The organism is Streptomyces sp. NPDC008163 (assembly GCF_042956885.1).
Taxonomy (GTDB): domain Bacteria; phylum Actinomycetota; class Actinomycetes; order Streptomycetales; family Streptomycetaceae; genus Streptomyces; species Streptomyces drozdowiczii_A.
This window is the reverse complement of record NZ_JBIBHG010000002.1, coordinates 20944-37964: the sequence shown is the minus strand read 5'-3', so window position 1 is coordinate 37964 and position 17021 is coordinate 20944. Positions and strand designations below refer to the sequence as shown.

The window sequence follows — 17021 nt, the reverse complement described above, 5'->3', positions numbered from 1 at the left end:
CGTTCGCACACCCCGCTTTCCCACCGCCGCCCGGAGGCCGCACGCATGCCACAGACGACGCACGAACAGCCCACCGCGGAGCTTCCTGATCCGCGCGCGAAGGCGGGCCGGGGGATCGTCCCCGTGCTCGCCTTCGCGGGTATCACCGTCGCGGTGATGCAGACCCTGCTCGTCCCCGTCATCAAGGATCTGCCCGCCCTTCTGCACACCGCCCCCTCCAACGCGACCTGGGTGATGACCGCCACCCTGCTCGCCGGAGCCGTCGCCACCCCGATCATGGGGCGGCTCGGAGACCTGTACGGCAAGCGCGGGATGCTGCTGGCCAGCCTCGCCGTGATGGTCGTCGGCTCGCTGATATGCGCCTTCACCGACGACCTCGTCGTCATGATCGTGGGCCGCGCCCTCCAGGGCTTCGCGATGGGCGCGATTCCGCTGGGCATCGGCATCATGCGCGACGAGCTGCCGCGCGAGAAGCTCGGTTCGGCGATGGCGCTGATGAGTTCGTCGATCGGGGTGGGCGGCGGACTCGCGCTGCCGGCCGCCGCGCTCGTCGCCCAGCACACCGACTGGCACGCCCTCTTCTTCGGCGCGGCCGGGCTCGGTGTGCTGGCCATGGCGCTGACCGTGCTCGCGGTGCCCGAGACCACGCTGCGCGCCCCCGGCCGGTTCGACACCGTCGGCGCGCTCGGTCTCTCGCTCGGTCTGGTGCTCCTGCTGCTGCCGATCACCAAGGGCAGCGACTGGGGCTGGGGTTCGCCCACCACTCTCGGGCTGATCGCCGCCTCGCTCGTCGTGCTGGTGCTGTGGGGCCTGTTCGAGCTGCGCAGCGACGCCCCGCTGGTCGATCTGCGGACGACGGCCCGCCGTGAGGTACTGCTCACCAACCTGACCTCGATCATGGTCGGCGTCGCGTTCTACGCGGTCTCGCTGGTCCTGCCCCAGCTGCTCCAGCTGCCGGCCTCGACCGGTTACGGCCTCGGCCAGTCGATGGTGGTCGCCGGGCTCTGCGTGGCCCCGCTGGGCCTGACGATGATGTTCGTCGCCCCGCTGTACGCCCGGATCTCGGCCCGCAAGGGCCCGAAGGTCTCGCTGATCCTCGGCATGCTGGTCATCGCCATCGGTTACGGGGCCGGGCTCGGCCTGATGAGCGCCGCCTGGCAGACCGTGATCATCGCCGTTCTCCTCGGCGCGGGCATCGGGCTCGCCTACTCCTCGCTGCCCGCCCTGATCATCGGCGCCGTCGACGCCTCGGAGACCGGCGCCGCGAACGGGCTCAACACCCTGATGCGCTCCATCGGCACCTCGGTGTCCAGCGCGGTGATCGGCATGGTCCTGGCCCACACCTCGACCCGGATGGGCCCGGTCGCGGTGCCCACGATGAAGGGCTTCCGGATCTCGTTCCTGATCGCGACGGGCGCCGTGGTCGCCGGTCTCGTCCTGGCCTCGTTCCTGCCGTCCCGGCGCACGGCCACCGCGCCGGTCCTGCTGGCGAGCAGCGAGGGCGACGAGGCGGCCCGGCGCGCCGCCGAGGACGCCGAGCCGCTCCCCCTGCCGGGCCCGGAGGGCTTCCGCGGCCGGGTCCTCGACGCGGCCGGGGCTCCCGTCGCCGGGGCCAATGTGACCCTGATCGACCGGCGGGGCCGGCAGGCGGGGCTGACCACCACGGACGCACTCGGCCGCTGGGCGCTGGCCGCCCCGGAGACCGGCACGTTCGTCCTGGCGGCGTCGGCCTCCGGGCACGCGCCGCGCGCCTGCCCGGCGCAGGGCGGCTCCGCGGTCACCGACCTCGTGCTGGGGGGTGTCAGCGCTCCGGAGCGTCGAACCGCGGTTCCGTCCTGAGCAGGTGGGACACGTCCGTCCCGGCCGCCAGCTCCCGGGGCTCGGCGCCCCGCGTGAACAGGCGGGCGGGGCGGGCGCCCTCGACGTGGGCCGCCTCGTTCTCGACGCGGAGCCAGGAGCCCTCGCGCAGGCCGAGGACCGGGACGTCGTTCTCCTCCAGGAATTCGGTGAGCCGTTCCTCGCGGGTCTCGCCCTTGTGGGTGCTGGCGGGGTCCGGGTCCAGGTAGTGCGGGTTGATCTGGAACGGCACGAGGCCCAGGGTCGCGAAGGACGGCGGCTGCACGATGGGCATGTCGTTGGTGGTGCGCAGGGTGGGCGCCGCCATGTTGGTGCCGGCGCTGGCGCCCATGTACGGCAGCCCGGCGCGCACGGCGTCCACGACGGCCTCGCGCAGCCCGGTCCGGCAGAGGGCACCGAGCAGCCGGAAGGAGTTGCCGCCGCCGATGAACACGGCGTCCGCGTCCTTCAGCGCGGCGGCCGGATCGGCGTGCTCGTGGACGCCGCGCACGGTGATCCCGGCCGGTTCCAGTGCGCCGCGGACGCGCGCGGTGTACGTGTCGTGGTCGGCGAGCGCGTACGGCACGAAGGCGAGGCGGGCACCGGCGGGCAGGAAGCCGGTGACCGTGTCCAGGGCGTGTTCCAGGTAGCCGCGGCCGTACTGGGTGGAGTTGGAGAGCAGGAGCAGGTGCACGGGGTTCCTCTCGGGGTGCTTCGGATCAGGCGGACGGGGTGCGGCGGGCCCTGGGCTTCGGGCGCTGCGGCGGGTGGGTGAGGCGCTTCTCCAGGAGCGCGGCGGCGTGCCGGAGCGCGTCGAGGCGGTTCTCGGGGGCGCCCTCGAAGCGTTCCTCGGCGCCGCCGAGGCTGAGGCTCCCGTACGGTTCGCGGCCCAGGAAGACGGGTACGGCGAGGGTCGCGATGCCGGTGTCGTACTCGCCGACGGTCCAGGCGTACCCCTGGGCCCGGACCTTGAGGAGCTGCTGCTCCAGCACGTCCGGGTCGGTGACCGTGCGGTCGGTGAAGCGGGCCATCGGGCGGCCCCGGAAGAGCCGGTGGCGCTGCTCGTCGGGCAGGTAGGCGTAGAAGGACTTACTGGTCGCCCCGGCGTGCGCCGGGTAGAGCTCGCCGACCAGCGGGTAGTAGCGCAGCGGGCCCGCCTCGCCCTCCTCGGCGGCCACGCACCGCATGTGGAAGCTGTCGGGCAGGCAGAAGAGCACGGTGTCGCCGGTGACTCTGCGCAGCTCCTCCAGGACCGGTCCGGCCAGCAGTTCCAGCGATCCCGAGCGTTCCCAGAGCCGGCCGAGGCGCAGCACGGCGGGGCCGATGCGGTAGCGCCGGGTGGCGGGGTCGGAGACCAGGAAGCCGCGCCCCGCGAGCGTGGCGAGGAGCCGCTGGGCGACGGAGGTGTCCCAGCCGAACTCCGCCGCGACCTCGGTCACCCCCCAGTCGGGCCGGGTCCGCTCGAACGCGAGCAGCACGAGCAGCGCGCGGTCGACGGTCTGGAGGGCTCCGGCGGGGGTGCGCCGGTCGACTTCGAACTCCGCCATGGCCATCTCACCATTCAGACGTGAATTGCAGATAACGGGAAATCATTGCGCTCAACGCTATCCGATCCCGAATCTGCTCTCAGCACCCCGTCCGGAGCCCCGGCTCCCTGACGGACTCCGGACGGGTGTGACGGATGCGCGAGAAAGGCCCCCCATGTTGAAGTACGTACTGGACCTCGTCGAGCTGCTCGACGACCCCCAGGCCAATGGCAAGACGGTCGTCGAGTACCTGGACGCCGCGGCGGGGGCCGAGGGCTCGTCCGCACAGGTCACCACGGTCGCCGGTGAGCGGGGCTCAACGGACTTCGTATCGGTCCGCATCCCCGGCTCCCGGGGCCGTACGGCCGGGGGCGACGCCCGCACCCTGGGCGTCGTCGGCCGGCTCGGCGGCATCGGCGCCCGGCCCGAGGTGACCGGTCTGGTCTCCGACGCCGACGGCGCCGTCTCGGCGCTGGCCGCCGCCGCCAAGCTGCTCGACATGCGCCGCCGGGGCGATGTGCTGCCCGGGGACGTGATCATCGCCACCCACATCTGCCCGGATGCCCCGACCGAGCCGCACGACCCGGTGCCGTTCATGGGCTCGCCGGTGGACATCGCCACGATGAACCGCCACGAGGTGACCGGCGAGATGGAGGCCGTGCTCTCCATCGACACCACCAAGGGCAACCGCATCATCAACCACAAGGGCCTCGCCCTGTCGCCCACCGTCAAGGAGGGCTGGGTGCTCCGCGTGAACGAGCAGCTGGGGGAGCTGCTGGCCGTGGTGACCGGTGAGCCGTTGGTCACGTACCCGGTGACCACCCAGGACATCACCCCGTACGGTAATGGGGCACACCACATCAATTCGATCCTCCAGCCCTCCACCGCGACGGCGGCCCCCGTGATCGGCCTCGCCATCACCTCGGCCGCGGCGGTGCCGGGCTGCGGGACGGGCGCGAGTCACGAGAGCGACATCGCGTCCGCCGCCCGCTACGCCGTCGAGGTCGCCAAGGCGTACGGCGACGGCCGGCTGGACTTCCACGACGCGGTGGAGTTCGACAACCTCGTCAGCCGCTACGGCTCGCTGACCCACCTGCAGACCTTCGGCCGTACACCCCAGGAGTCCTGATGGCAGCCGCCCCGCAGTCCGGTGCCGTGGCGCCCGCGCCCAAGAGCATCGGCAGCGACGACTACGCGCTCTCGCGCGTCCCGCGCGACAAGCGGTTCGGCTTCTGGTCGATGCTCCTCCAGTGGCTGGCCCAGTCCGGTTCGATCTCGCAGTTCACGCTCGGCGCCACCATCGGCGTCGGGATGACGTTCGGCGACGCGTTCCTCGCGTTCACGCTGGGCGCGGTGATCCTGGAGGTGGTGATCTTCGCGATCGGCCTGGCCGGGATGCGCGAGGGCCTGGCGACGCCGATGCTGACCCGCTGGGTCGGCTTCGGGCGCAACGGCTCGGCGCTGGTCAGCTTCGTGATCGCGGTCAGCCTGGTCGGCTGGTTCGGCGTCCAGAACAAGATCTTCGGCGACAGCGTCTCGGCGCTGGTCGGCGGCCCGTCCTGGATGTGGTGCGTGCTCGCGGGCATCGCGATCACCGCACTGGTGATCTTCGGCTTCAAGTACATGGCGAACTTCGCGAAGGTCGTCACGCCGCTGTTCTTCGCCATGGTCGCCTTCTCCGTGATCCGGACCCTGAACGACCACTCGTTCAGCGACCTGGTCCACTCCCCGCCGCCGGGCGACACCATTCCGCTGGCCGTCGCCGCCACCGCCATCGCGGGCGGCTACATGACCGGCGCGATCGTCTCCCCGGAGATGACCCGCTACAACCGCAAGGGCTCGCACGTCTTCCTGCAGAGCGCCTCGTCGATGATCCTCTCCGAGTACATCGTCGGCCTGACCGGTGTGCTCCTGGGCCACCTGGTCAAGAGCAACGAGGTCTCGCACATCGTGCTCTCCACCTCCGGCGCCTTCGGTGTGCTCGTCGTCCTGATGTCCACGGCGAAGATCAACGACTGGAACCTGTACGGCTCCTCGCTGGGCGTCGTCAACTTCTTCCAGGTCGTCTTCAACAAGCGCGTCCACCGCGGCGCGGTCACCATCGTCCTGGGCATCGCGGGCACGGTCCTGTCGGCCGTCGGCATCATGAGCCACTTCACCGAGTTCCTGACGATCCTCGGCGTCGCCATCCCGCCGATCGGCGGCATCATCGTGGCCGAGTACTGGGTCGTGAAGCGGATGCGCAAGCCGCTCGACGAGACCCGGGAGGCCCAGACCCTGCCGGCGCACTCGCCGACCTGGGTGCCGATGTCGATCGTGATCTGGATCGCCGCGTTCTGCGTCGGCAAGTTCTACGACGGCGGCATCCCGGCCCTGAACTCGCTGGCCACCGCCTTCGTCCTGTACAGCGCCCTGGGCCTGCTGGGCTGGATCAAGCCCTACGGCACCTCCGTCCTCGCCGACGAGCAGGACGGCCCGGCCCCGGCCGCCCGCACCACCACCCCTGTGGGAGCAGCATGAGCACCGCACCCGGCACCGCACTCGTCCCGGCCTCCGAGGAGGCCCAGGACGAGGTCGTCACCCTCTGCGCCGAGCTGATCAGGTTCGACACCTCCAACCCGACGAGCACCGAGCGCGCGAGCGCCGAGTGGGTCGTGGCCCGCCTGGCCGAGGTGGGCATCGGCTCCGAGCTGGTCGAGTCGGCGCCCGGCCGCGCCAGCGTCATCGCCCGGATCGCCGGACGCGACCCCGGGCGCGGCGCCCTGCTGGTCCACGGCCACCTGGACGTGGTCCCGGCGGACGCGTCCGAGTGGCAGGTGCCGCCCTTCTCCGGCGAGATCCGCGACGGCTACCTCTGGGGCCGGGGCGCGATCGACATGAAGGACACCGTGGCGGTGATGCTGGCCACCGCCCGGCACTTCGCACGCACCGGGACGGCCCCCTCGCGCGACCTGGTCCTCGCCTTCCTCGCGGACGAGGAGGCGGGCGGCAAGTTCGGCGCGCACTGGCTGGTCGAGCACCGCCCGGAGCTGTTCGCCGGGGTCACCGAGGCGATCGGCGAGGGCGGCGGGTTCTCCTTCGCGATCGACGACACCCGTCGGCTGTACCCGATCGAGAACGCCCAGCGCGGCATGGCCTGGATGGAGCTGACCGCCACCGGCCGGGCCGGCCACGGCTCCTCCCCCAACGACGAGAACGCGGTCACCGACCTCGCGGAGTCGCTGACCCGGATCGGCCGCGAGACCTTCCCGGTCCGCCTGATCGAGCCGGTGCGCGCGCTGCTCGAAGAGGCCGCCCGGCTCTACGGCGTCGCGTTCGACGAGGACGACATCGAGGGCAGCCTCGCCCGGCTCGGCCCGGTCGCCGACTTCATGCAGGTGGTGCTGCGCAACTCGGCGAACCCGACGATGTTCAGCGCCGGCTACCAGACCAACGTGATCCCGGGGAAGGCCACCGCCCGCGTGGACGGGCGCTTCCTGCCGGGCCACGAGCAGGAGCTGATCGACACCATCGACCGGCTGCTGCTGCCCTCGGTCAGCCGGGAGTGGGTCAACCACGACGTCGCGATGGAGACCGCCTTCGACGGCCCGCTCGTCGACGCCATGTGCGCGGCGGTCCGCGCCGAGGACCCGGACGGCCACCCGGTGCCGTACTGCAACCCGGGCGGCACGGACGCCAAGGCCTTCACCCACCTGGGCATCCGCTGCTTCGGCTTCAAGGGCCTCAAGCTCCCGCACGATCTGGACTACGGCCGCCTGTTCCACGGCGTGGACGAGCGTGTCCCGCTGGAGGGCCTGCGCTTCGGCGTCCGCGTCATGACCCGCCTCTGGCAGAGCTGCTGACCCGAGCCACGCCAGGCGCCCCTCCGTACGCCCCCGCCGGTACCTTCGGCGGGGGCGTACGGCACGATGGCGCCCTACCCGTCCCACCAGGAGGAACACCGTGGCCGCCGAGCCCAAGCCGGAGATTCTCGCCGCCTTCCAGGCCGCCAAGGGCTTCATGCCGGTGGTCGAGGGGCTCGCGCTGTACGCGGCGGCCACCGAGGCCGCCGCGCTCGGCCTGCCGCTGCTGGAGGTCGGCACCTACTGCGGGCGCTCCACGATCCTGATCGCCGACGCGGCGCGGGCGGCCGGCGTCACCGCGCTCACCGTCGACCACCACCGGGGCAGCGAGGAGCAGCAGCCCGGCTGGGAATACCACGACCCGACCGTGGTGGACCCGGAGGTCGGCCGGATGGACACCCTGCCGACCTTCCGCAGGACGCTGCACGCGGCGGGCCTGGAGGACCACGTGGTGGCACTCGTGGGGCGCTCGCCGCAGGTGGCGGCGGTCTGGGGCGGTGCGCTGGGCTTCGTCTTCATCGACGGCGGCCACACCGACGAGCACGCGAACGGCGACTACGAGGGCTGGGCCCCGCATGTCGCCGAGGGCGGGCTGCTGGTGATCCACGACGTGTTCCCGGACCCGGCCCACGGCGGTCAGGCCCCGTACCGGGTGTATCTGCGGGCGCTGGAATCGGGCGCCTTCACGGAGATCTCCGTCACGGACTCGCTGCGCGTGCTGCGCCGCACCGGACCGGGCTGCTGACCGCGAAGGCCCCTGTACGGGGTGTTCCCGGCCGGTACGCGGACGCTCCGGACAGGGCAAGACCCGGCCGGTAGCATCGCCGGGTGCGTCACCACGAGAGCCCTCCCCCCACCCCGCGCCGCCCCCTCCGGCTCGCCGCCGCCGCTGCCCTGCTGTGCCTGGGCTCGGCCGGCTGCGGCGACGGAGGCGGCACCGCGCAGGCCCAGGCCGGGCCGAGCGGCGGTGCGGCCACCACCCCGGTCGCACCGGCCCCGCTGTCACCGGCGCCCACGAAGGCCGCCCCTTCGCCGTCGAAGTCCCCGGCGAAGTCCCCCTCGCACGCGAAGCCGCCGTCCGCGCCCGACGGGCCGCTGTCCGGCAGGACCGTGGTCATCGACCCCGGGCACAACCCGCGCAACCACCTGCACACCGCCGCGATCAACCGCCAGGTCGACATCGGCACCGGCCACAAGGAGTGCGACACCACCGGGACCGCGACCAACGGGGGTTACGCGGAGGCGGAGTTCACCCTCGACGTGGCGCACCGACTGCGGGACCTGCTGCGGGCGCAGGGCGCGAAGGTGCTCCTGACGTACGACGGGGACCGGGAGTTCGGGCCGTGCGTGGACGAGCGGGCGCGGATCGGCAACGAGGCGCACGCGGACGCGGTGGTCTCGGTGCACGCGGACGGGTCGGCCGTGGGAAACCGGGGGTTCCATGTGATCCTTCCCGCACGCGTGAGCGGCGGGGGCGCGAACACCTCGAAGATCGTTGAGCCTTCACGCGATCTCGGTACCCGTATCGCCGGGCTGTTCGTACGCAGTACCGGAAGTTCCCCTTCCAATTACGTGGGCGGCAAAACGGGTTTGGACGTGCGCAAGGATCTCGGCGGACTGAATTTGTCGACCGTGCCCAAAGTCTTCATCGAATGCGGCAATATGCGTGATCCCGAGGACGCCGCCCTGCTCACCAGCCCGGGTTGGCGCCAGAAGGCCGCCCAGGGCATCGCGGACGGCATCAGCAGCTACCTCAAGGGGTAGTCAAGGGGTGATTCTGCGATGAATTCGGGAGGATGTTCCCGCACCAACCGGGCAGGAACACAACCCGCCGGGCCAGACGATAGATTCATCCCTACGATGGGGAGCCGTTCCCGAGCTTCAAGCCGTGCCCGCCGTGTATCCGGCGGCAGCGACGACCGCCCCGACGAGACGATCGACTAAGGACCTTCACGTGAATATCCGCTCCCTCACTCGAGGCGACGGCGTGGTGATCGGAGCAGCGGTCGTGCTGTTCATCGCCTCGTTCCTGGACTACTACGACTACGGAAACGCCGCCACGGACGCCCCCAACTCCTGGGACATGCTGGGCAACGGCATCGGCGTCTACATGGTCGGAGTGATCGGCGCAGCGCTGATCGTGCTCTCCCGTTCCCAGCCCCAGCCACGCAAGGTCGCGGGTCTCGACCTCGGCCAGTTCGGCGTCGCCGCCACGGTGTTCACCGCGTGGAACCTGTTCTGGACGATCATCGACCTGGGCCAGATCGACGCGGGCGCCGGCCTGATCCTCGGCTTCATCGCCTCCCTGGCGCTGGCCGCGGGCGCGATCGCCTCGCCGCTGGTCCCGGCCCTCAAGGCCCCGCTCGCCGGCGCCCCGGGCCCGCAGGCCGTGCAGCCGCCGTACGGTGGCCAGCCCGGCCAGGGCTACGGCTACCCGGGCGGTCCGCAGCCGGCGTTCGGCGGCCAGCAGCCGGGCCAGCCGCAGCCGTACGGTGCGCAGCAGCCGGGTCAGCCGGGCCAGCCCGAGGCGCAGAAGGCTCCGGCGGCACCGGCGGCCGGTGGCGGCTCCGGTGACTTCACCCCGTTCTGGTTCGCGGTGCCGGTGGCCCGCCAGCTGTACAACGAGGACGGTTCGCAGGCCCCGATCGCCGAGCTGGCGCCGGGCACCTGGTACCTCGCGGTCGAGCAGCGCGGTTCGGCGCTGATCGCCCAGACGCAGGACGGCCGTCGCGGCGTCCTCCAGGACACCACGGGCATCCAGCGCGGCTGAGGCCCCGCACCCGCTCCGTCACGCGGCCCCCTGCCTTTCCGGGCGGGGGGCCGCGGCCGTGTCCGGGGTCAACCGGCCGCGCGCTCGGGGATTTTGCCCTTCCGGGTCCAGCGCAGCAGTTCGTCGGCCGTCCAGGTGGTGACCACGCGCTCCGGCGGGACCCCGCACTCCTCGGCGCGGGCACAGCCGTAAGCCTGCCAGTCGAGCTGGCCCGGTGCGTGCGCGTCGGTGTCGACGGCGAACAGCGTGCCCGCCGCCACGGCCCGGCGCAGCAGCCTGCGGGGCGGGTCGAGCCGTTCGGGCCGGCTGTTGATCTCGACCGCGGTGCCCGCCTCGGCGCAGGCGGCGAAGACCTCGTCCGCGTCGAACGACGACTCGGGGCGGCCCCGGCCGGTGACCAGGCGCCCGGTGCAGTGGCCGAGGACGTTCGCCTGCGGATGGCGGACGGCGGCGACCATGCGCCGGGTCATCGGGGCGGCGTCCATGCGGAGTTTGGAGTGGACGGACACCACGACCAGGTCGACCTGTTCGAGCAGGTCCTCCTCCTGGTCGAGGGAGCCGTCGAGGTTGATGTCGCACTCGATGCCGGTGAGCAGCCTGAACGGCGCCCAGCGCTCGTTGAGTTCGGCCACCTCGGCGAGCTGCCTGCGCAGCCGCTCCGGCGAGAGGCCGTTGGCGACGGTGAGCCGGGGCGAGTGGTCGGTGAGGACCGTCCAGTCGTGGCCCAGTTGCGCCGCCGCGCGGCCCATCTCCTCGATGGGGCTGCCGCCGTCCGACCAGTCGGAGTGCGTATGGCAGTCGCCGCGCAGCAGGGACAGCAGGTGTTCGCCGCCCTGCGCGAGGGGTCCGGCGTCGGAGGCCTCGGACTCCAGGCGGTCCAGGTAGCCGGGAGTCTCCCCGGCCATCGCCTCGCGGATGACCTGGGCGGTGCGGGGGCCGATGCCCTTGACCCGTTCCAGCGAGCCGTCGGCCACGCGCCGCTCCGCCTCGCCGTCGTCCATCGCGGCGACGGTGCGCGCGGCGGTGCGGAAGGCCTGGACGCGGTAGGTGTCCGCCTTGCCGCGCTCCAGCAGGAAGGCGATCCGTTCCAGGGCCCGGACCGGGTCCATCGGCACCTCCTCGCGGGACGGGACGGCCGGCGGCCGCCCGTCCAGCTTGGCCCAGCCGGGCCCGGCCCGCACACCGGCCGAGCGCTCCCCGCTCAGCCGAAGGAGGTGCGCGCCAGCCAGAAGTCCAGAAGTCCGGCGTCGCCCAGCACCTCGACCCGGTCGCTGTCCGGGGCGAGGCGGCGGTTGAAGACGAGCATGACGTCGGTGAGCGGCCCGCGCAGCGCCACGTCCGCCTTGCCGTGCGCCCGGCGCCAGGTGACGCCCTCCGCGCCGAGCTCGATCAGCCACTCGGCGTCGGGTACGTCGGTGGCGTGCAGGTGCAGGGAGCGCTCGGCCCCGCGCAGCTGGGCGACCTCGCGGTCGCCGTCGGCCTGCGCGAAGCTCACGATCTCCAGCCACTCGTCGACGGTGTCGGCGGCCAGCTCGGGCGTCATCGTGTACGGGACCCCGGCGGCGAGGGCGGCGTCGGCGAGGTGGACGACGGTCTCGATGGCCATGCGGCGGGCCCAGAAGCCCGCGCTGTGGTCCCAGGCCCAGGACCACACCTCGGCGTCCGGCCCGGCCTCCCGCAGTGCCGCCACGGTGCCGGCGGCCCCCTCGGCGAGCCAGGCGTCGAGCGCGGCGGGGTCGTCACCGGCGGGGCTGTTGTCGGGCACCTTCTCGTCCGGCACCGCCTCGGCGGCGCGGGTGCGGACGATCTCGCCGGCCCAGCGGTGGGCGCGGCCGACGTGCTCGGCCAGTTCGCGCAGGGTCCAGTCGGGGCAGGTCGGCACGGTCGCGCCGAGGTCGGCGACCCGCAGGGTCTCCCTCAACTCCCCGGTGAGCCGGACGATTTCGTCGCAATAGCGCTCGTGCGCCAGAAGTCCCATGATCGCACCCTAGTGCGGCCGCCCCCGCTTCACATGCGATTATCCGCCGAGCTGCGAGGTGGACGGGACCTTGTCCTTCACCTCGGCGCCCGCGCTCTTCCCGGCGTCCTTGATGCCGCTGATGACGTCCTCGAACATGCCGATGTCGCCCGCTCCCGCCTCGCCCTTGCGGAGCTTGGTGCCGAGGCCCTTGAGCGAGGCGATGCCGGCGGTGAGCGGGGCGACGGCCTTCGACAGCAGCGGGTCGCCCTTGGCGTTCTCGGTGGCGGCCTTCAGCCGGTTGTAGGCGAAGCCGCCCGCGAGCCCGGCCTTGACGAGGGCGAAGGTGCGCCCGTCGGCGCCCTTCTTGAACTTCCCGGCCCGGTAAGGCTTCACGATCCACTGGTACGTGGCGCCCGCGGCGAGCCCCGCGTTGGCGACGAACCTGGTCTTGGCCCACTTCTGCGCCTCGGCCGACGAGGTGCCGGTGGGCGAGGCCGAACTGCTCGCGCCGCTGTCCTTGTCGTCGCTGCCGCACGCGGTGGTGCCCGCCAGTACGGCGCAGGCCAGCAGCAGCGCGAGGAGCAGGCGGCGGAGCGGTACGGGTCGGGGCACGGCGGACCTCCCTGGCCGGGCGGAGCGGGTGCCGGGGCCCGGCACTCCCCGCCAGGCTCGCCGCGTCCCGGGCAACCCGCCACCGCTGCGCGGCCGTACGAGTCCGGCCGACGGGTTTCGGCCGCGCCGGAGCGGCAAAGCGGAGACCATGTCCTACAGCAGAGGCAACGGCTTCACCGCAGCACGTGTCATCGCCCTCGTGGCGGACGTCATGGCCTTCATCATCGGCCTGTGGATCCTGATGTACCTGCTCGATGCGAACCGCGGCAACGAGCTGGTCGAGTTCGTGCGGGACGCCGCCAGGTGGCTCGCCGGCTGGTCGTACGACCTGTTCACCTTCGACAAGACGTGGGCCAACGTCGTCGCCGGCTACGGGCTCGCCGCCCTGGTGTACCTGTTCATCGGGCACGCCGTGGCGGGCCGCGTCCGGCGCTGACGCTCCCCCGTCAACCGCTCAGCCGCAGCAGTCCGGCTCCAGTCCCTTCGGCAGCCGGTCCCCGCTGAAGACGGCGGTGGTCGCCTCGTCCCCACCGAGCGCGGCCACCGCCAGCAGCAGCGAGCCGGCCGTCCAGGAGGTGTGCTCCTCGGGCCAGAAGGCGCGGTTCCCCTCGAAGACGTAACCCGTCCAGTACATGCCGCCCTCGGCCCGCAGGTGCTGGACCGACTGGAGGATGTCGAGTGCCCGGTCGGACTCGCCCATCACCCAGAGGGCCAGGGCCAGTTCGCAGCTCTCGCCACCGGTCACCCACGGGTTGGGCAGCACGCAGCGCACCCCGAGGCCGGGGACGACGAAGCGGTCCCAGCCCTCCTCGATGCGCTCCTTGGCCGCCGCGCCGGTGACGGCGCCGCCGAGGACCGGGTAGTACCAGTCCATCGAGTACCGGCTCTTGTCGAGGAAGCGCTCCGGGTGGCTGCGGATCGCGTGCCCCAGGGCCCCGGTCGCCAGCTCCCAGTCGGGCTGGGGCTCCTCGCGGCGTTCGGCGATGGCCAGCGCGCAGCGCAGCGCCTGGTGGACCGAGGACGAGCCGGTGAGCAGCGCGTCCGTGACCGGGGTCCCGTCGTCCTCGCGCTTCCAGCCGATCTGCCCGCCGGGCTGCTGGAGCCGCAGGACGAACTCGACGGCCGCGTAGACGGTGGGCCACATTCGGTCCACGAAGGCGTCGTCGCCGGTGGCGAGGTAGTGGTGCCAGACGCCGACGGCCACATAGGCGCAGAAGTTGGACTCCCGGCCCCGGTCGGTCGGCTGCTCGGCGTCGCCGTCGTGGTAGGCGGCGTACCAGGAGCCGTCGCCGTTCTGGTGCCGGGCCAGCCACTCGTACGCGCGTTCCGCGGCCGCGTGCTCGCCGGCCGCGTCCAGGGCCATGGCGGCCTCGGTGTGGTCCCACGGGTCGAGGTGGTGGCCGCGGAACCACGGGATGGCGCCGTCCGGGCGCTGAACGGCGCGCAGCGCGGCGACGGTCTCGGCGGCCTGCGCGGCGGTGAGGACTCCGGGCAGGACGAGGTGCTCGGTCCGCTCGGGAAGGCTCACGCCTCGGCCTCGGCGGCTGCTGCGGCGGCGAGGGGCAGGTGCGGCTTGGTCGCGTAGGCCACGAAGCTCTTGCCGACGACCGGGTTGAGCAGTTGCTCGGCGACCCGGGTCAGGGCGGGCTTCTTCATGATGTCCCAGACCAGGAGCTTGTGGTACGCCTTCACCGGCAGCGCCTTGTCGTTGTCGACACCGAACGCGCACTTCAGCCACCAGTACGGGGAGTGCAGGGCGTGCGCGTGGTGGGTGCCGTACGGCTTGAGACCGGCGCCGCGCATCTTGCCCAGGAGTTCGTCGGCCTTGTAGATGCGGATGTGGCCGCCCTCGACCTCGTGGTACGCGTCGGAGAGCGCCCAGCAGACCTTCTCGGGGCCGTAGCGCGGGACGGTGACGGCGATCCGGCCGCCGGGCCTGAGCACCCGGACCATCTCGGCGAGGACGCCCTTGTCGTCGGGGATGTGCTCCATGACCTCGGAGATGATCACGACGTCGAAGGACTCGTCGGGGAAGGGCAGGTTGAGCGCGTCGCCCTCCATCGCGGTGGCGGTGGCGCCCTCGGGGGCCTCCCCGGCCTCCTTCATCGCGGCGAACCACTTCGCGACCTCGCGGATCTCCTCGCCGTTCTGGTCGAGGGCCACCACCTGGGCGCCGCGCCGGTAGCACTCGAAGGCGTGGCGTCCGGCGCCGCACCCGAGGTCGAGCACGCGGTCGCCTGCGGCGAGCGGGAAGCGGGTGAAGTCCACGGTCAGCACGAGTGCCTGCTTTCGCGGTCGGGGGTCGGAAGGGAGGACGGGGTCAGGGGCCCGGCGGGCGGTCCGGGGTCACCGCCGGCCGCCGGGGCCGGTGGCGGCGCGGGCGGCGATGGCCTGCCGATAGAGCTCGGCGGTGCCGATCGCGGCCTGCTTCCAGGTGAACCGGGCGAGCACCCGCTCACGCCCCGCGGCCCCGAGCCGGGCGCGCAGCTCCGCGTCGCCGAGCAGCCGGCCGAGCGCGTCGGCGAGGGCCCCCGGGTCGCCGGGCGGGACCGCGAGGCAGGTCTCCCCGTCGGGTCCGGCGACCTCCGGGATGGCGCCGCCGGTCGTCGCGACCAGCGGGGTCCCGGTGGCCATGGCCTCGGCGGCGGGCAGCGAGAAACCCTCGTACAGCGAGGGGACGCAGGCGATCTGGGCGCCGCGCACCAGGTCGACCAGCTCGCTGTCGCTGATGCCCTTGACGAACTCGACGGCGTCCGCGAGCCCGTGCCGCTCGATGGCCCGGGCGACCGGCCCGTCCTCGGCGCGCTTGCCGACGACGACGAGGTGGGCGGCGGGGTTGCCGGTACGGAGCTTGGCGAGGGCTTCCACGAGGTGGACGAGGCCCTTGAGCGGGACGTCGGCGCTGGACGTGGTGACGATGCGGCCGGGGACCTCGGCGACCGACGGGTCGGGCGACCACAGGTCGGTGTCGGCGCCGATGTGCACGACCTGGATGCGGCGCGCGTCGACTCCGAGGTGGTCCACGATCTCCTGCTTGGAGGAGCCCGAGACGGTGAGCACCGACGGCAGCCGGCGCGCGACCCGCTTCTGCATGCGGGTGAACCCGTACCAGCGGCGCACGGAGGCGCGGCGGCGGCGGCTCGTCGCGGCGTCCAGGTCGAGCTGCCGGTCGACGGTGATGGGGTGGTGGATCGTGGTGACCAGGGGCGCGCCGAGGTCGGCGAGGAGCCCGTAGCCGAGGGTCTGGTTGTCGTGGATGACGTCGAACTCGCCGCGCCGGGCGGCGAGATGGCGCCGGGCCCGCAGGCTGAAGGTGAGCGGTTCGGGGAAGCCGCCGGTCCACATGGTGGCGACCTCGGCGGCGTCGATCCAGTCCCGGTACTCGCCGCGGCTCGGGGTGCGGAACGGGTCGGGCTGCCGGTACAGGTCGAGGCTGGGCAGCTCGGTGAGCGGGACGCCTTCGTCGAGGACCGGGTAGGGCTGGGCGCCGATGACTTCGACGCGGTGGCCCAGTCGGGCGAGTTCGCGGGCGAGGTGCCGTACGTAGACGCCCTGGCCGCCGCAGAAGGGATTGCCCTTGTAGGTGAGGAGCGCGATGCGCAGGGGTCCGTCGCCGGGGCCCGTGCCCGGTGCGGCGACGCCCGTACGGGGGCCCGACTCAACGGCCTCAGCGGTCACACTCGGCCCCCTTCTCACTGCGTGTTCGCCGGAGCGTAACCGCTGGCGCTAATCTAGAACAAGTTTCAGACTGGGTAGTTCAATGAGCTACGAATCTACCGGCAGGTAGCGTCGGTGCAACGGCCGGATCAGGTGATTCACGCCACGGCACACACCCTGGCCACGGGACGGGACACATGACAGCGGAAGCCAGACCGGCATCGCCGCCCCTGACGGAGCGCCAGGAGGCCCGCCGGCGCCGCATTCTGCGGGCCACCGCCGAGCTGGCCGGCCGAGGCGGTTTCGAGGCCGTGCAGATGCGCGAGGTGGCAGAGGCGGCCGAGGTCGCCCTCGGCACCCTGTACCGGTACTTCCCGTCCAAGATCCACCTCCTCGTGGCCACCCTGCGCGACCGGCTCCAGCATCTGCGCACCACCCTGCGCGAGCACCCCCCGGCCGGGGACGACGCGGCGGCCCGGGTCGCCGAGACGCTCATGCGGGCGTTCCGGGCCATGCAGCGCGAACCGCAGCTGGCGGACGCCATGGTGCGCGCCCTGACCTTCGCGGACCGGAGCGCGAGCAGCGAGGTCGACGCGGTCTCACGGCTCACGACGGCGATCATCCTGGACGCGATGGGCACCGGCCACCCGACGCCGGGACAGCTCTCCGCCGTGCGGGTGATCGAGTGCACCTGGCACTCAGCGCTGATCACCTGGCTCGCCGGCCGGGCGTCCATGGCGCAGGTGCGCACGGACATCGAGACGGTGTGCCGGCTGGTCGGCCCGGCGGCCCCCTAGGGGGTGTCGTCGAACTGCCAT

General features: G+C 72.6%; 17 protein-coding genes. 9 read left to right on the top strand and 8 right to left on the bottom strand.

The features are described 5' to 3' along the window. The first annotated feature begins 45 nt into the window (after positions 1-45). Complete coding sequence (locus ACFZAT_RS05295) at positions 46-1839, top strand: MFS transporter (RefSeq protein ID WP_391260409.1); 1794 nt, start codon at positions 46-48, stop codon at positions 1837-1839. Here ACFZAT_RS05295 and pepE read toward each other — a convergent pair. Together pepE and ACFZAT_RS05285 are read right to left on the bottom strand one after the other, a co-directional pair. Next, positions 1802-2530, bottom strand: coding sequence for a dipeptidase PepE (gene pepE, locus ACFZAT_RS05290; protein ID WP_391260406.1), 729 nt, complete (start codon positions 2528-2530; stop codon positions 1802-1804). The genes ACFZAT_RS05295 and pepE overlap by 38 nt on opposite strands. 25 nt (positions 2531-2555) lie before the next feature. Further along, the gene (locus ACFZAT_RS05285; protein WP_361018794.1) at positions 2556-3389 is read right to left on the bottom strand and encodes an IclR family transcriptional regulator; all 834 of its coding nucleotides are present in this window, start codon (positions 3387-3389) and stop codon (positions 2556-2558) included. 148 nt (positions 3390-3537) lie between these two features. Between ACFZAT_RS05285 and ACFZAT_RS05280 the strand changes: the two genes are divergently transcribed. The 6 genes from ACFZAT_RS05280 (at position 3538) to ACFZAT_RS05255 (ending at position 9974) form a co-directional block, all read left to right on the top strand. Further along, positions 3538-4491: a DUF1177 family protein gene (locus ACFZAT_RS05280; protein WP_391260402.1), complete on the top strand. Its 954-nt coding sequence runs from the start codon at positions 3538-3540 to the stop codon at positions 4489-4491. Continuing rightward, the gene (locus ACFZAT_RS05275) at positions 4491-5882 is read left to right on the top strand and encodes a cytosine permease (protein ID WP_265544601.1); all 1392 of its coding nucleotides are present in this window, start codon (positions 4491-4493) and stop codon (positions 5880-5882) included. The genes ACFZAT_RS05280 and ACFZAT_RS05275 overlap by 1 nt, the downstream gene beginning before the upstream one ends. Beyond that, positions 5879-7204, top strand: coding sequence for a M20/M25/M40 family metallo-hydrolase (locus ACFZAT_RS05270; protein WP_391260398.1), 1326 nt, complete (start codon positions 5879-5881; stop codon positions 7202-7204). The genes ACFZAT_RS05275 and ACFZAT_RS05270 overlap by 4 nt, the downstream gene beginning before the upstream one ends. 100 nt (positions 7205-7304) lie before the next feature. Then, positions 7305-7949, top strand: a complete 645-nt coding sequence (locus tag ACFZAT_RS05265) for a class I SAM-dependent methyltransferase (RefSeq protein ID WP_391260395.1) — start codon at positions 7305-7307, stop codon at positions 7947-7949. Positions 7950-8032: 83 nt separating this feature from the next. Further along, positions 8033-8968 carry an N-acetylmuramoyl-L-alanine amidase gene (locus ACFZAT_RS05260; RefSeq protein ID WP_391260392.1) on the top strand — a complete coding sequence of 312 codons (936 nt, stop codon included), beginning with the start codon at positions 8033-8035 and terminating at the stop codon, positions 8966-8968. Positions 8969-9191: 223 nt separating this feature from the next. After that, positions 9192-9974: a hypothetical protein gene (locus tag ACFZAT_RS05255; protein ID WP_391260388.1), complete on the top strand. Its 783-nt coding sequence runs from the start codon at positions 9192-9194 to the stop codon at positions 9972-9974. Between the two features lie 68 nt (positions 9975-10042). Here the strand turns inward: ACFZAT_RS05255 and ACFZAT_RS05250 are convergent, their stop codons facing one another. The 3 genes from ACFZAT_RS05250 to ACFZAT_RS05240 form a co-directional block, all read right to left on the bottom strand. Beyond that, positions 10043-11083 carry a PHP domain-containing protein gene (locus ACFZAT_RS05250; protein ID WP_391261631.1) on the bottom strand — a complete coding sequence of 347 codons (1041 nt, stop codon included), beginning with the start codon at positions 11081-11083 and terminating at the stop codon, positions 10043-10045. 92 nt (positions 11084-11175) lie between these two features. Next, entirely contained in the window at positions 11176-11952 is a 777-nt protein-coding gene (locus ACFZAT_RS05245) for a maleylpyruvate isomerase family mycothiol-dependent enzyme (protein ID WP_391260385.1), read from the bottom strand. Positions 11953-11991: 39 nt separating this feature from the next. Next, positions 11992-12546, bottom strand: coding sequence for a hypothetical protein (locus ACFZAT_RS05240; protein WP_391260382.1), 555 nt, complete (start codon positions 12544-12546; stop codon positions 11992-11994). A gap of 148 nt (positions 12547-12694) precedes the next feature. On the opposite strand from ACFZAT_RS05240, the gene ACFZAT_RS05235 reads away from it, so the two are divergent. After that, a complete protein-coding gene (locus ACFZAT_RS05235; RefSeq protein WP_391260379.1) occupies positions 12695-12982 on the top strand; it encodes a hypothetical protein in 288 nt (95 codons plus the stop codon). A gap of 18 nt (positions 12983-13000) precedes the next feature. On the opposite strand, the gene ACFZAT_RS05230 is transcribed toward ACFZAT_RS05235, so the two are convergent. The 3 genes from ACFZAT_RS05230 to ACFZAT_RS05220 form a co-directional block, all read right to left on the bottom strand. Continuing rightward, positions 13001-14074, bottom strand: coding sequence for a prenyltransferase (locus ACFZAT_RS05230; protein ID WP_391260376.1), 1074 nt, complete (start codon positions 14072-14074; stop codon positions 13001-13003). Next, positions 14071-14823 carry a class I SAM-dependent methyltransferase gene (locus ACFZAT_RS05225; RefSeq protein WP_018103413.1) on the bottom strand — a complete coding sequence of 251 codons (753 nt, stop codon included), beginning with the start codon at positions 14821-14823 and terminating at the stop codon, positions 14071-14073. The genes ACFZAT_RS05230 and ACFZAT_RS05225 overlap by 4 nt, the downstream gene beginning before the upstream one ends. A 69-nt stretch (positions 14824-14892) precedes the next feature. After that, positions 14893-16224: a glycosyltransferase gene (locus tag ACFZAT_RS05220; protein ID WP_391260373.1), complete on the bottom strand. Its 1332-nt coding sequence runs from the start codon at positions 16222-16224 to the stop codon at positions 14893-14895. 176 nt (positions 16225-16400) lie between these two features. Here ACFZAT_RS05220 and ACFZAT_RS05215 point away from each other — a divergent pair, with 176 nt between their 5' ends. Then, positions 16401-17000, top strand: a complete 600-nt coding sequence (locus ACFZAT_RS05215) for a TetR family transcriptional regulator (RefSeq protein WP_391260370.1) — start codon at positions 16401-16403, stop codon at positions 16998-17000. Positions 17001-17021 lie beyond the last annotated feature (21 nt).